Here is a 13118-nt window from a genome sequence, read left to right as displayed (position 1 = left end):
GTCTGGGCGCAAGTCTGTACCGGATGCGCAAGTGTCGATGTCGCCGCGCACTGAAGGATCGGTGCGCGAATACGGAAAGTCCGCGTGCGGATACGCGGCGCTGATTTCATTCCGCACGGAACGAGCCGTGCGCAAACTACGGTGAAACCGATGCGGAAGTTGTTGTTGACCGTTGCGCTGACCGGCCTGATCGGGCCGGTGTTCGCCAAGCCGACCGAGAGCGACGGCGCGCCGCTGCTGAAGGCGACGCCGTCACAGGCCGAAGCGGCCGTCTGGGCGACGCGCTTCCTGACGCGCTTCCACTACAAGCCGACGCCGCTCGACGACGCGATGAGCGAGCAGATCTTCAAGCGCTACCTCGACTCGCTCGACGGCGACAAGCTGTTCTTCACCCAGAGCGACGTCGACAAGTTCTCGCCCTACAAAGACAAGCTCGACGACGCGATCTACGACCAGGATCTCGCCGCGCCCTACGCGATGTTCAACATCTACGAGCAGCGCGTGGCCGACCGCGTCGCCTACGCGCGCGCGCAGCTGGTCAAGGGCTTCGATTTCGCCACCGACGAGACCTACCAGTACGACCGCGAGAAGGCGCCGTGGGCGAAGGACTCGGCCGAGCTCGATGAACTGTGGCGCAAGCGCGTCAAGAACGACTGGCTGCGCTTGAAGCTGGCGAACAAGACCGACAAGGACATCCGCGACACGCTCGACAAGCGCTACGCGGCGTATCTGGATCGCGTGCGCCAGCTCAACAGCGAAGACGTGTTCCAGACCTTCATGAACGCATACGCGTCCTCGATCGAACCGCACACCAACTACCTCGGACCGCGCGCGTCGGAGAACTTCGACATCGCGATGAAGCTGTCGTTGGAAGGCATCGGCGCAGTGCTGCAGCGCGACGACGACTACACCGCGATCCGCGAGATCGTGCCGGGCGGCCCGGCGTCGCTGTCGGGCAAGCTCAAGGTCGGCGACCGCATCGTCGGCGTCGGCCAGGGCGAGCACGGCCAGGTCGTCGACGTGATCGGCTGGCGTCTGGACGACGTGGTCGAGAAGATCCGCGGCGCCAAGGACACCGTCGTGCGCCTGGAAGTGTTGCCGGCGGACGCCGGCCCCGACGGCAAGCACGTCACCCTCGCGCTGACGCGCAAGAAAGTCAGTATCGAAGAGCAGGCGGCGAAGAAGTCGATCATCGACGTCAAGGACGGCGAGCGCACGCGCAAGATCGGCGTGATCTCGCTGCCGACCTTCTACCAGGACTTCGACGCGCGCCGCCGCGGCGACAAGAACTACAAGAGCGCCACGCGCGACGTCGAGAAGCTGCTCGGCGAATTGAAAACCGACAAAGTCGACGGCGTCATCGTCGACCTGCGCAACAACGGCGGCGGTTCGCTGGCCGAGGCGACCGACCTGACCGGCCTCTTCATCGACAAGGGCCCGGTGGTGCAGGTGCGCAACGCCGGCGGCCAGATCGAAGCGGAAGAAGATTCCAACCCCGGCATGGCCTGGGACGGCCCGCTCGCGGTGCTGGTCAACCGCGCTTCGGCCTCGGCCTCGGAAATCTTCGCCGCGGCGATCCAGGACTACGGCCGCGGCCTGATCGTGGGCGAGCCGACTTTCGGCAAGGGCACGGTGCAGAACCTGGTCGATCTCGACGACGTCGCCCACAACGAAAAGCCGGCCTTCGGCGAGGTCAAGATGACCATCGCCCAGTTCTTCCGCATCAACGGCGGCTCGACCCAGCTGCGCGGCGTCACCCCCGACATCAGCTTCCCGCTGACGGTGGAAGCGAAGGATTTCGGCGAATCGAGCTACGACAACGCACTGCCGTGGACCTCGATCGCGCCGGCCAAGTACGCGCCGGTGGCGGACCTGAAACCGGTGCTGTCGATGCTGACCGAGCGCCACGACGCGCGCGCGGCGAAGAATCCTGAGTGGCAGAACTTCGAGGCCGATCTCGCCGAAGTGCGCAAGCTGCGCGCGGAGAAGACCGTCTCCTTGAACGAGCAGCTGCGGCGCAAGGAGCGCGACGAGCAGGAAGCCAAACGCAAGGCACGCGACCAGGCCAGCAACGCGGCCACGCCCGCGCTCGATCCGGCGCGCAAGACGGTGGAGAAGATTCAGGCCACCTCCGGCGCACCGACGCCCAAGAAAGACAGCGCAATCGCGGACAGTGCCAACGGCAAGAGCACCCTGCCGCAAAAGCGCGACAGCACCGACGCGCCGTCCGACAAGGAAGACGGTCAGGCCTTGCAGGACGACGGCCTGCAGCCCGACGAGCGCAGCATCACCACCGACATCAAGCGCGAGAAGCAGGCGAAGGAAAAGAACGACGTCGTGCTCGACGAAGCGGCGCACATCCTCGCCGACGAGATCGACCTGATCCGTACCGACACCAAGCTGGCCGCGCGCGTGCTTCCCTACGGCGTGGTGCCGGCGACGCGGGTCGACTGAGCCGGCTGCGACGATGCCGCACGCGCGCTCGCTGACAGGGATCTGTCTCGGCGCGCTGTTCGGCTTCGCCGCAACGGTAGCGGCCGCCGAACCGCTGCCTGCGGTCGCCGACGGCGACATCGTCTTCCACACCTCGCGCTCGACGCAGAGCGCCGCGATCCAAGCCGCGATGAAATCGCGCTACAGCCACATGGGCGTCGTGCTCAAGCGCGGCGGCCGCGATTTCGTCTTCGAAGCCGAGCGCACCGTGCGCTACACGCCGTTGCAAACCTGGCTCGCGCGCGGCGAGGGTGGTCACTACGTGATCAAGCGTCCGCTTACGCCGCTGTCGTCCGCGCAGGCGGAAAAGCTGCGGCTGGCGGCGAAGCCGTTCGAAGGCAAACCCTACGACACGACGTTCGAGTGGTCCGACCGCCGCATCTACTGTTCCGAGCTGGTGTGGAAGCTGTACGACCGCGCGCTCGGCCTGCAGATCGGCGCGCTCGCCAAGCTCGGCGACTTCGCCCTCGACGATCCGCGCGTGCGCGCGAAGCTGCGCGAGCGCTACGGCGACAAGGTTCCGTTGCAGGAATCGGTGATCTCGCCCGAGGCGATGTTCGCCTCGCCGCTGTTGCAAACCGTGGCGCAGCGCTGAGCGCCGCTTTCCCCTCTCCCGCCTGCGGGAGAGGGGGAACGGAGCCAACCTTCTCAGCTCGCAACGCGCCGCAGTACCGCGAATACGCGCACAGACCTCGCGCCGCGCCGCCGCCCGCTGACTAAGGCGTGCGCCCCTCGTCGGCATGGCCGCTCGTCTTCACGTCCTGCACCCGATAACGAATGGCGCCGGCCGGCAGCATGAACGCGGGCGGCGCCGTTCCGGCGTGCACCAAGACCTGATCGACCGGGATCGCATCGTCGGCCTCCTTGGCCAGGAACGCTTGCACCAAGCGCGTGCCCGAAGCCGGCAGCAAGGCCGGCGGAATCGGAGCCGGCTTGCGCTGCATGCCGCTCAGCCAGTTCGGACGGCCGCCGACTTTCTCCTCGCGCGGATGAGCCACCTGCAGATCGACCGAACCCGCCAGCAGTCCTACCGTGAGCGGCTTGCCCTGCCGCATCAGCACCACGGAACGATCGTGTGCCTTGCTCGCTGCAATCGCATACAGATCCGTGTCGGGCCGATTCATCGGGATGCGCGAGAGGCCGGCCTGATCGATGGTCAAAGGATCGATCCCGGTCGCGCGCTTGAGCCGCTCCGCCATCAGCGCGACCTTGCCGCCTTCGGCGGCGATCGGCCGCTCGGCGGCGTGATGCTCGCCGAGGTAGATCAGAATCTTTGCTTCCGGATACGGCCGTACCGCGCGCCGGACCAGATTGTCGGCTTGATCCTGCTCGCGCTGTCCTTGCGCTTCGAGCGGATCGCTCGCGTAGTCGGTGCGCGTCGTCTCGTAGGAAACCAGGCGATAGCCGAGCGCGAGCGACTGGCGCAGAAAGTCCGAAAAAACCGGATCGTCGAGGTAGTAGCCGCTCGACGGGCGCACATAGCCGTCTGCCGACAGCGCCTGCATCTTGGCCAGCGATGCGGCGTCGTCGGCATCGCGCTTCAAGGCTTCCGCAGCCAGCACGCTGTAGCCGAGCGGACGCAGCGCGCGCGCCACTTCGAGCGCGAACGCGCGTCCGCGCGGATCGAGATGGTTCTCGTCGAGGATGACGATGCGCGTCTGCCGCGCGCGCCGCACGATCTCGGGAATCGCCGCCACGCCGTCCGCCGCCCGCAACGCAGCGATCTGCTCGGGCGGCACGGCGAAGTCGGCGGATTTGGCCGGATTGAAGGTCGGCTCCGCCGTCATGCACGACATCACTTGTGCCCATTGATCGAAGACGTCCGCGTCTTTGATGGCGCTCGCATCGGTCAGGCCGAGCTTGGCGAGCAGGCCGAACGAAGCATCGACGTAACGGCCGTGCCGCGCGTCTTCGACGGACTGCCGATTGGCGGCGTCCAGGCGTTCGGCGTCGCTGGCCGGTGCAGGCGGCGCTTCTTGCGCAGCCGCCGTTCGCCCGCTTGGCGCAGTCGCCGCGATGGCGCCGAGCAGGATGAAGCAGACCATCATTTTTCGCATGTCGATATCTCAGTCGCGCCGTTCTTGTGCACCGAAACGATTCCTCGCCTCAGCCCGCGTAACGCCGCCGCAAGAACTCGAAATACGCGCGCAGACCCTGCGCCTCGCCGCCGCGCGGATGGCCCGGCTTGTCCGAATCGTTCCAGGAATACACGTCCAGATGCGCCCAAGCTTGCGACTCGGGTATGAAGCGTTCGAGATACAGCGCCGCGGTGATCGCACCGGCGTGGCGCGAGGCGCCCGAGTTGGCGAGGTCGGCCACGTGCGAGTCGAGCATGGTCAGATACGGCCGCCACAACGGCAGGCGCCAGAGCGGGTCGCGCGTCGCCTGCGCCGCGTCGAGCAGGCCGTTGGCGACCTCGTCGCGATTGGCGAACAGCGCCGGCAGTTCCGGGCCGAGCGCGATGCGCGCGGCGCCGGTCAAGGTGGCGAAGTCGAGGATCAGATCGGGCTTCTGCTCGACCGCCACGCTCAGCGCATCGCACAGGATCAGGCGGCCTTCGGCGTCGGTGTTGTCGATCTCGACGGTGTGGCCGTTGCGCGTCTTGATGATCTCGCCGGGACGATACGCATTGCCGGCGATCGCGTTCTCCACCGCCGGAATCAGCACCGACAGGCGCACCGGCAGCCGCGCCGCCAGCACCAGACTGGCCAGCCCGATCGCGTGCGCGGCACCGCCCATGTCCTTCTTCATCCAGCGCATGCCGTCGGCCGGCTTGATGTCCAAACCGCCGGTGTCGAAACACACGCCCTTGCCGACCAGCACCAAATGCGGCGCGTCGGCGGGACCGTGCGTCAGCGCGGCCAGCCGCGGTTCGCGATGGCTGGCACGGCCGACCGCGTGGATGGTCGGAAGGTTGGCCGTCAACAATTCTTCGCCGACCCATTCGTGATAGGTCGCGCCGTGCTGCTCGGCCAGCACGCGTAGCGCGCCGACGAGTTCGGCCGGGCCCATGTCCTCGGTCGGCGTATTGATCAGGTCGCGCACCTGATAGATCGCCTGCGCGAACGGCGCGGCGCGCGCTGCGCTGGCGGCGTCGACGACCAGCTGCGCCGGTTTGCGCGCGGGCGTCTTGTAGCGCGAGAACTGGTACGCGCCGAGCGCCCAGCCGAGTGCGACGTCGCCGAGGTCCAAGGCGAGCCCGCGCGCATCGAGCGCGTAGCGGCCTTCGGGCAGGCGTTGCGGGAAGGAGGCGAGCGCGAACACCGCATCGCGGCGATCGCAGCCGACCAGCAGCGCGTTCGCGTTGCCGTCCGCGCCCGGCACGACGAGGAAGCGTCCCGCTTCGCCGGCGAACGCGTTCGCCGCGCACCAGCGCTGCATCTCGCCGCCGAGCGCGGCGGTGATCTCGGCGAAGTGCTCGCGATCGACCGCGATCAGCGGCATCGCGTCGGCGGCATCGGTAGCGACGATCCAGGCGTCCATTCGGTGTCCTCGGGGCGGTCGTGTGAAAGAGGGGCGGTCTCAGGCCGCGCGCCGGTCGAGCCAGCGCACCAGCTCGTCGAGATCGCGCAGCTGCAGGTCGGGTTGGAACGCGGTTTCGGTCCACGCCTGCGCGTGGCGATTGAGCCAGCCCGTACGCAGGCCGGCGGCGTGGGCACCGGCGACGTCGAGCAGAGCATCGTCGCCGACGTGCAGCACGTTTTCGGGCGCCAGGCCCAGCCGCGCACAGGCGTTGAGAAAGATGGCCGGGTCCGGTTTGCCCACGCCGAATTCGCGCGCCGAAATGCAATGCACGAAATGCCGGCGCAGGCCGATGCGTTCGAGATCGGCGTTGCCGTTGGACAGGCTGATCAGGGGCAGGCGCGCGGCCAGCGTCGTCAGCGCCGCTTCGACCTCGCTATAGCATTCGACGCGATTGCGCGCGTCGAAGTACACCTCGAAGGCCGCGTCGATGTGCTCGTCGCCGAAGCCGCAGGTGGCGAATGCGCGCTGCAGGGTCAACAGGCGTTGCGCGGTGAAGTCGTGCGCGAGATCGGGCCGCTCGGCCGAGATCGCCTCGCGCAGTTCGCGCATCGCCTGCACCGGCCAGCGCGTGGCGACTGCAGTGTGGTGCTGCTGCAGCCAGTCGTGCAAGGCGCGCTCGGCGCTGAGGATCGCCGGTGTCACCGGCCACAGCGTATCGTCGAGATCGAGCGACAGCGCGAGGATGCGCATCGGCACCGCTTCCGTTTCGTGGTTGCGCGAACCGCTTCTCACGCGTGCACGAGGCGCGCGTGGGAACGGATCGTCAGCCGCCGCTGGCGCTGCCGGTGACGTTGCCGAACGACGGCGCCTTCTTCGCCGCCGGCTTGGCCGCGGCATCGGCTTTCGCCGTGGTCGCCTTCGGCTTCGCTTCCTTCGGGGCCGCCTTCGCTACCGCCGTGCCGGCGTCGGCCTTCTTCGCCACCGTCGCCTTCGGCGCGGCCGGCTTCTTCGGTGCGGCGGCCTTGGCCACCGCGGCCTTTTCGGCCTTCTTGGTCTCGGCGCGGGCGAGGTTGTCGCGTGCGGCTTGGGTGGTTTCGGCGGTCGGCGCGATGCGCGCCTTCGCTTCGAGGCTGGCGCGCGGAGCGGCGACCGGCGTCGGCGGCGGTGCCGAAGCGGCCGCGACCGCGGCGGCGCTGGTGGCGGCGTTGCGGCCGACTTGCGCATCGATGTACGCCATGCGCTGTTCGTTCTTGGCGATCACCGCGCTGGCGTCGGAATACGGCGTCAGCTGATGCTTGCGCAGGATGTCTTTCGCGGCCGGCGTTTCGAGGAAGGCGAGGAAGCGTTCGATCGAGGCCTGCTTGGGCGAGTCGGTGCGCTCGGCCAGATACAGCGTGATGTAGAGCGGATAGCTGCCGTCGCCGACGCTGGCCGTGTTCGGCGTCACGCCTTCGACGGTGAGCGCCTTGACGCCTTTGTTGGTGTAGGTGCCGGCCATTGTCGACAGGCCCAGTCCGGCCGGATCGAGGGTGACGGCTTCTTCGAGCTTCACCGTGTTGATGTACAGACGCGGCGCGGCCACGCGCTGGTCGCCGTTGCGGAACACCAGCTCGCGCAGGGAGTACTCGACGCCGTCGAGCGGCGAGGCGATCGCGTAGAGATTGATTTCCTTGTCCGGACCGCCGAGGTCTTTCCAGTTCTTGATACGCCCGTAGTAGATGTCGTGGATCTGCTTGAGCGTGATGTTGGAAACCGGATTCTTCGGATGGGTGATCAGCACGGCGCCGTCGAGCGCGACCGGGATGAAGTTCAGGCTCGCCTCTTCGACGCGGCGCGAATACTTGGCGCGCGCGCTGCCGGCGAAGTCGGCGCTGCCGGCGGCGACCGCGTCGAGGCCGGACAGGGTGCTGAACGGCTGCAGCGAAATCTTGCCCTTCTTCTCCTTCGCGTACTGCTTGGACAGATCCTCCATCAGCGCGCGGCCGGTGGCGTGATCGCCGCGCCAGATCAGATCGTCGGCCGAAGGCGGCGCGGCCGCCGGCGCGGCGGCCGGCTTCTTCGCCGCGAGCGCGGGACCGATCGCGAGCAGGGAAAACGCGAAGACGAGCGGAGTCAGCAAGCGGCGTAGCGGCATGATGTCGGGATTCGTGCAAAAAAGGGCGGGAAAAGCGCGGCGCAACCTTATCACGCGTGCCCGTATCTTTCCTCCGATGATTTCAAGCTACGGTTCGCCATGCAGACGACCCACATGCACACGATCAAAAGGGTATTCCTAAAACTGTCGGCGGCGCTGGCGATCCTGATTGCGTCGCTGCTGCTGTTTCGATACCTGGTCCTTCCCGCGATCACGACGATTTTTCACGCGGGAGAGTCGGCGACCAGCGCCATTCGACGAACCGGCATGTTCCTGTTCGCGCTGCTCGGCTATTGGGCCTACGTGCATTTCTGCGAGAAGCGCGCGGCCACCGAGTTGCGCTGGGCGCCGGTCGCCATTGGCGTCGCAGCCGTGGCGGGCGCCGTGCTGATTTCCATCACGCTGTTGTCGCTGTTCGCGCTCGGCAGCTATGAAATGACCGCGTACCGCGGGCTGCAGCACGGGCTGTTGGGCGTAGCGGGCGTGATCGTGGTCGCCGCGTTTCTCGAGGAAGTCATCTATCGCGCCATCCTGTTTCGTATCTTGGAAGACGCTTGGGGCACGTCGATCGCGTTGTGGTCGCAAGCGTTGATCTTCGCCGCGATGCACCTGGCCAACGTCGAGGCGAATGTTTCGGACTGGCTGACGACGGGGCTGTCGGTGACGCTGCTCGGCGCGTTCTGGGGTTGCGTGTATGTGCGTACTCGCAACCTGTGGGCCGCGACCGCCAATCATGCGGCGTGGAATTTCGCGATCGTGCTGAGCGGGGTGCCGCTCTCGGGCATCGAGGACTGGCGCGTGCAGGCGCCCATCGAAAGCCATTACAACGGTCCGCCCTGGCTGACGGGAGGCGCGTTCGGCCCGGAGAATTCGATTCTCACGATCGTCTTGATGATCTTCGTCTTGATCGTGTTGATGCGCTGGAGCAGGCATCGTTTCAGGGCCGGCGACGCGATCCGCGCTAGCGCCTGAGCCTCGGCCCAGACCGGTGCGCTGGCGCGCGCACCGGTCCGCGTCGATCACTGCAGCAGCAGGTAGAACGCTTCCTCGCCGCGCAGCAGGGTCAGCATCAGCTGGCGCGGGTGCGTGCCGACCAGGCGGCTGAAGTCCTCGCTGCCGTTGAGATCGCGCCGATTCACCGCGACGATCACATCGCCGTTGCGCATGCCGCTGGCATAGGCGCGGCTCGATTCGGCCACGCGCGTCACGCTGACGCCGCCCAGACCCTGCCGGCGCAGCGCGTCGGAAATATCGCCGAACTGCACGCCGTTCAGGCGCGGATCGAGCGCCTCGCCCTTCAGCACCACGCTCTCGCTCGCCTTCAGCGCGGTGTTGACGGTCAGCGGCTTGCCCTCGCGCAGCACGGCCACGTCGACCGCCGCGCCCGGCGCGGTCAAGCCTTCGATGTTGTGCAGGTCCTGCTCGCCGCCGACGTTCTTGCCGTTCAACGACACGATCACATCGCCCGGCTTGAGCCCGGCGCCTTCGGCCGGCGACTTCGCGCGCACGCGCGTGACCACCGCGCCCTTGCGCTCGCCGATGCCGAGCATGCTGGCCAGTTCCGGCGTGACGTCCTGCGCTTCCACGCCGAGCACGCCGCGTTTGACCTCGCCGAACTGCACCAGCTGGCGCATCACGTCGGCGGCAAGGTTGGACGGAATCGCGAAGCCGATACCGACGTTGCCGCCCGAGGGCGAGTAGATCATCGAGTTGATGCCGACCAACTCGCCGCGCAGATTCACCAACGGACCGCCGGAGTTGCCCGGGTTGATCGAGGCATCGGTCTGGATGAAGTTCTGATAGCCCGAACCGCGCAAGCCCGAGCGGCCGAGCGCGGAGACGATGCCCGAGGTGACCGTCTGACCGAGCCCGAACGGCTCGCCGATCGCGACCACGAAATCGCCGACGCGCAGCTGCGCCGAATCGGCCAAGGGCAACGCGGTCAGCGTGCCGGTCGGAATCTGCAACACGGCCAAATCGGTATCGGGATCGGTGCCGATCAGCTTGGCCTTGACCGTGTGGCCGTCGGCAATGGTGACCGCGATGTCGTCGGAGCCTTCGACCACGTGGTTGTTGGTCAGCACGTAACCTTTGTTTGCATCGACGATCACGCCCGAGCCGAGCGACTGCTGCACGCGTTCGCGCGGCATGTTCGGCACACCGAAAAAGCGGCGGAAGATCGGATCGTCGAAGTAGGGATTGCGCACCGCCACGCGCGTCTTCGAGGCGATGTTGACCACCGCCGGCGTCGCCTTCTCCAGCATCGGCGCGAGCGAGGGCAGGGTCTGGCCGTCGACCGCCGGCGGCAGCGCCGCGTGGACGCCGCTCGCGAACAAGCCGGCCAGCACCACGGCGGCGAGCAGGGAACGGCGCGCAGACAAACGATTCGAACGACGGGACAACGCAGGCATGGAACGCATCCTTACGGCAGGAGAGGAGACAAGCATCGACGCATGTTGCAGACCGCGCAAATCGTGTCCGGTTTCCGCCGCTTCAAGCCTTTCGCGGCGTTTGCGCGGCTTCCGTTCAGCGTGATGGAAAAGCCGCCGCGCACACTCGAAAAAGCGCTTGCCTTCGCTTTCATGGCGGCGTAGGTTAGTGCGCCGCTGGCACAATATCTTGTGTTCACGCATGTTCACAAAACCTATACATTGGGTTGTACCCACCATCGGCACGATCGGCGAAGATTCCGGCAGCGGGGGCGGAAACTGAGCCACAGGTTGTTCTAAAACGGCGCCGTACCCAGCTATTTGGGGTAAGGCAGGCAGCGCCGCTGCCGTCGTTGCGACGATCGATCGGGATCGATGATTGGTCCAAGCCGGACCTGAAGAATCCGGCCGTAATCTCGGGAGAGCAGAAAGACAATGAGCACGGTGCGCCTGGAACAGCTCGCACGCGGCGCAGTGGAGATTCCGCTGCAGCCGGCTTCCTACGACATCTGGGACAAGAAGTACCGCCTGAAGTCCAAACAGGGCGAAGCGGTCGACCTGTCGATCGATCACAGCTACCAGCGCATCGCCAAGGCGCTGGCCGACGTCGAAGCGACGCCGGAAAAGCAGAACTACTGGTACGACCGATTCCTGTGGGCGCTGCGCCGCGGCGCGATCCCGGCCGGCCGCATCACCTCCAACGCCGGCGCGCAGGAACACAAGCCGAAGACCTCGACGATCAACTGCACCGTCTCGGGCACGATCGAAGACTCGATGGACAACATCCTCGACAAGGTGCACGAGGCCGGCCTCACGCTGAAAGCCGGCTGCGGCATCGGCTACGAGTTCTCCACGCTGCGTCCGCGCGGCGCGTACGTCTCCGGCGCCGGCGCCTACACCTCCGGGCCGCTGTCGTTCATGGATATCTACGACAAGATGTGCTTCACCGTGTCCTCGGCCGGTGGCCGTCGCGGCGCGCAGATGGGCACCTTCGACGTCAGCCATCCGGACGTGAAGGAATTCATCCGCGCCAAGCGCGAAGACGGGCGCCTGCGCCAGTTCAACCTGAGCCTGCTCATCACCGACGGCTTCATGGACGCGGTCGAGCAGGACGCCGACTGGCCGCTGGTGTTCCCCATCCACGTCAAAGAGCAGGGTGAGATCGATCTCACCGACGCCGACAAAGTCGTCTGGCGCGACTGGCCCACGCACAAGAACTACGTCTCCCGCGACGACGGCCTGGTCGCCTGCAAGATCTACGGCCACATCCGCGCGCGTCACCTGTGGGACATGATCATGGTCTCGACGTACGACTACGCCGAGCCGGGCTTCATCCTGATCGACCGCGTCAACGAGATGAACAACAACTGGTGGTGCGAGCACATTCGCGCCACCAACCCCTGCGGCGAACAGCCCCTGCCGCCCTACGGCTCCTGCCTGCTCGGCTCGGTCAACCTGACCACCTTCGTGCGCGACCCGTTCGGCCCGAAGGCGCGCTTCGACTGGGACGAATACCGCGAAGTCGTGCGCGTGTTCACGCGCATGCTCGACAACGTGGTCGAGATCAACGGCCTGCCGCTGGCGCAGCAGCGCGACGAGATCATGAGCAAGCGCCGCCACGGCATGGGCTTCCTCGGCCTCGGCAGCACGCTGACCATGCTGAAGATGCGCTACGGCAACCCCGACGCAGTCGCGTTCTCCGAAGACGTCGCGCGCGAGATGGCGCTGGCCGGCTGGGAAGTTGCGCTGTCGTTGTCCAAGGAGAAAGGCCCCGCGCCGCTACTCACGCGCGACTTCGAGGTCACCGGCGAGATGCTGCGCAAGCGCCCGGAAATGGCCGCCGACGGCTGGAAGGTCGGCGACAGTATTCCCGGCCGCGTGCTGCACGCCAAATACAGCCGCTACATGCAGCGCGTCGCCGGCGTGGCGCCGGAACTGGTGGCCGAGCTGGCCGAGGTCGGTGCGCGCTTCACCCACCATTCCTCGATCGCCCCGACCGGCACGATTTCGCTCTCGCTCGCCAACAACGCCTCCAACGGCATCGAGCCGAGCTTCGCCCACCACTACAGCCGCAACGTGATCCGCGAGGGCAAGAAGTCGAAGGAGAAGGTGTCGGTCTATAGCTATGAGCTATTGGCTTATCGCGAATTGATCAACGGCAAGGCCATACCGGGCTCGCAGGAAGCCGACGAAAAGCTGCCCGACTACTTCGTGGCCGCCGACGACATCAGCCCGGTCGAGCACGTCGACATTCAGGCGGCGGCGCAGAAATGGGTCGATTCCTCGATCTCCAAGACCGCCAACGTACCCACCGACTACCCCTACGAAGACTTCAAAGACATCTACCGCTACGCCCACAAGCAGGGCCTGAAGGGATGCACCACCTTCCGCTTCAATCCGGCGGCCTTCCAAGGAGTGCTGGTGAAGGAGCATGATTTGGAGAACACCATCTACCGTTTCGAACTCGAGGACGGCTCGGTGGTGGAGGTCAAAGGCAATCAAGAGATCGAGTACGATGGCGAAACGCACACCGCGGCGAATTTGTTCGATGCGTTGAAGGAAGGCTACTACGGCAAGTTCTAGGGAAAGAACGCGAG

General features: G+C 66.4%; 10 protein-coding genes. 5 read left to right on the top strand and 5 right to left on the bottom strand.

All coding sequences use genetic code 11. The annotated features are described in order from the left end of the window. Positions 1–150: 150 nt before the first annotated feature. On the top strand, positions 151–2454 hold the full coding sequence (locus tag AC3QL3_RS18935; RefSeq protein WP_492895670.1) for a carboxy terminal-processing peptidase: 2304 nt from the start codon (positions 151–153) through the stop codon (positions 2452–2454). A 13-nt stretch (positions 2455–2467) separates the two neighbouring features. After that, complete coding sequence (locus tag AC3QL3_RS18930) at positions 2468–3088, top strand: YiiX family permuted papain-like enzyme (RefSeq protein WP_492895669.1); 621 nt, start codon at positions 2468–2470, stop codon at positions 3086–3088. 121 nt (positions 3089–3209) lie between these two features. Here AC3QL3_RS18930 and AC3QL3_RS18925 read toward each other — a convergent pair whose 3' ends face one another. The 4 genes from AC3QL3_RS18925 to AC3QL3_RS18910 form a co-directional block, all read right to left on the bottom strand. Next, complete coding sequence (locus AC3QL3_RS18925) at positions 3210–4550, bottom strand: hypothetical protein (protein ID WP_492895668.1); 1341 nt, start codon at positions 4548–4550, stop codon at positions 3210–3212. A 49-nt stretch (positions 4551–4599) separates the two neighbouring features. Then, positions 4600–5976, bottom strand: a complete 1377-nt coding sequence (locus AC3QL3_RS18920) for a leucyl aminopeptidase family protein (protein ID WP_492895667.1) — start codon at positions 5974–5976, stop codon at positions 4600–4602. A gap of 39 nt (positions 5977–6015) precedes the next feature. Next, positions 6016–6708, bottom strand: coding sequence for an HAD family hydrolase (locus AC3QL3_RS18915; protein ID WP_492898989.1), 693 nt, complete (start codon positions 6706–6708; stop codon positions 6016–6018). A gap of 73 nt (positions 6709–6781) precedes the next feature. Then, positions 6782–8092, bottom strand: a complete 1311-nt coding sequence (locus AC3QL3_RS18910) for a substrate-binding domain-containing protein (RefSeq protein WP_492895666.1) — start codon at positions 8090–8092, stop codon at positions 6782–6784. Between the two features lie 99 nt (positions 8093–8191). Between AC3QL3_RS18910 and AC3QL3_RS18905 the strand changes: the two genes are divergently transcribed. Next, positions 8192–9064 carry a CPBP family intramembrane glutamic endopeptidase gene (locus AC3QL3_RS18905; RefSeq protein ID WP_492895665.1) on the top strand — a complete coding sequence of 291 codons (873 nt, stop codon included), beginning with the start codon at positions 8192–8194 and terminating at the stop codon, positions 9062–9064. A gap of 47 nt (positions 9065–9111) precedes the next feature. Here the strand turns inward: AC3QL3_RS18905 and AC3QL3_RS18900 are convergent, their stop codons facing one another. Next, entirely contained in the window at positions 9112–10503 is a 1392-nt protein-coding gene (locus tag AC3QL3_RS18900; RefSeq protein WP_492895664.1) for a DegQ family serine endoprotease, read from the bottom strand. Between the two features lie 42 nt (positions 10504–10545). Here AC3QL3_RS18900 and AC3QL3_RS18895 point away from each other — a divergent pair, with 42 nt between their 5' ends. After that, positions 10546–10686, top strand: coding sequence for a hypothetical protein (locus tag AC3QL3_RS18895; protein ID WP_492895663.1), 141 nt, complete (start codon positions 10546–10548; stop codon positions 10684–10686). 270 nt (positions 10687–10956) lie between these two features. Beyond that, positions 10957–13104, top strand: a complete 2148-nt coding sequence (locus tag AC3QL3_RS18890) for an adenosylcobalamin-dependent ribonucleoside-diphosphate reductase (RefSeq protein WP_492895662.1) — start codon at positions 10957–10959, stop codon at positions 13102–13104. Positions 13105–13118 lie beyond the last annotated feature (14 nt).

It is taken from the genome of Dokdonella sp. GW821-FHT11D02 (assembly GCF_058808595.1).
The sequence above is the reverse complement of the archived record's forward strand: the minus strand, read 5'-3'. Positions and strand labels throughout refer to the sequence as shown.